At 55.9% G+C, this 1,291-nt stretch carries 2 protein-coding genes; both read right to left on the reverse strand.

Features of this window, described 5'->3' with window-relative positions:
- Positions 1-281: prepilin-type N-terminal cleavage/methylation domain-containing protein (locus P5540_14070; GenBank protein HRT65943.1), on the reverse strand; the 281-nt coding region annotated here is incomplete at its 3' end.
- Positions 282-286: 5 nt separating this feature from the next.
- Positions 287-1,123 carry a prepilin-type N-terminal cleavage/methylation domain-containing protein gene (locus P5540_14075; protein ID HRT65944.1) on the reverse strand — a complete coding sequence of 279 codons (837 nt, stop codon included), beginning with the start codon at positions 1,121-1,123 and terminating at the stop codon, positions 287-289.
- Positions 1,124-1,291 lie beyond the last annotated feature (168 nt).

The following is a 1,291-nucleotide window of genomic DNA, read 5'->3' on the forward strand; positions in this document are numbered from 1 at the left end:
TGAATATCGAGCGAACGCAGCCGGGTCATTTCCGAGTTGGCCAGGTTGGCGGCGGCGGTGCGCTCGGCGGCGGCGCGGGTTTGACGCAGCGACGCGGGAAACAACTGCATGGCGCCGAGGATCCCCGTCGCCAGAATCGCCAGCGCGACCAGCACTTCGAGCAGGGTGAAACCGGCACGGCCGGAGGCGGAAGGATTTCGGGGTTTCGGGGCAGGCCTAGCCGTTCCCCAAACCCCGCTCTCGAGTTCATGGAGCGGATTTTTCTCGGCTGAGTGGCTCATTGTCGCTACTCCTGTACCAGTTGCACCCGGCCCGTGTTCTGCGAGAGTTCGATCGTCTCGACACGGAGTTGCGTCCGGGTTTCGTCCACGTAGCGTTCCGTGGTACTTCTATCTGGCCTATAACCCACAAGCATTCGAAATCGTTCAGGTAAACTGGGATCGCTCACAATAACCTGGCCGCCTGGCTTGAAAATGTGGGCGAAAAATTTATCTCGATACTTATCTCGATACGCCGGAAGTGTTTCAACCGGATACGCGTCGAATCTCAGTTCGTTATTCTCACTTAACTGTGGTTCGACGCGATATATTCGGACTGTATTCAGTGTCCGTTTCAAGTCATAATTTGAAGGTCCTTGTATCAAGACACATGTGTCTTGCTTTGTTGATCGGAAGAAGGCTCCGGTTAGAGACGCAGTAATTGGAACAAAATCATCCTTATCCTTATTCGAATCATCTTGATCTTGAAATTGATCATGGAAAGTCGTTAGATTCTTAATGTCTTGTGGAAATTTGTAAACCAACGCCGCGGCATCAATAATTTCAACCGTTGCACCGGTTATACTGTCAATAACAGGAACAACGCTATAGGCGACAGCGGTGTTGACGCGGTACGTCGCGGCGTAGATTTTGGCGGCCTTGAGCATGGAATGCAGTTCGCGGGCGGTGGCCTGGAGATCGTTGCGCGAGAAGTAGCCGAGCCGGGCGAAGGTCGGAATCGCGATGGCCGACATGAGCGCAAGGATGGCCAGAACGACGATGAGTTCGATCATCGTCATGCCGGGACGGTGTCCGCGAAACCGCACGCCGCCCGCGCCCATCCGTTCGCTGCCATTCTGCCTCATCACGCCGTCACGCTCCCGGTTCGACCGCCACGCGCCGTTGCCGATGCAAGCGCGGGGCCGCCACGACGACAGCCCCGCGCATACCGCTCGCCAAGCCTAGTACAAATCGCTCCAGCCCGATTCGCTGTCCCAGTTGTTGATATCGTCGAAGGTCGTGTAGATATCGCC

The organism is Candidatus Hydrogenedentota bacterium (assembly GCA_035450225.1).
In the GTDB taxonomy this organism is placed as follows: domain Bacteria; phylum Hydrogenedentota; class Hydrogenedentia; order Hydrogenedentales; family SLHB01; genus DSVR01.

Bases quoted from the DNA above. Each gene is read 5' to 3' on its own strand.
- P5540_14075 (HRT65944.1), bottom strand. From the start codon at position 1,123: ATGAGGCAGAATGGCAGCGAACGGATGGGCGCGGGCGGCGTGCGGTTT.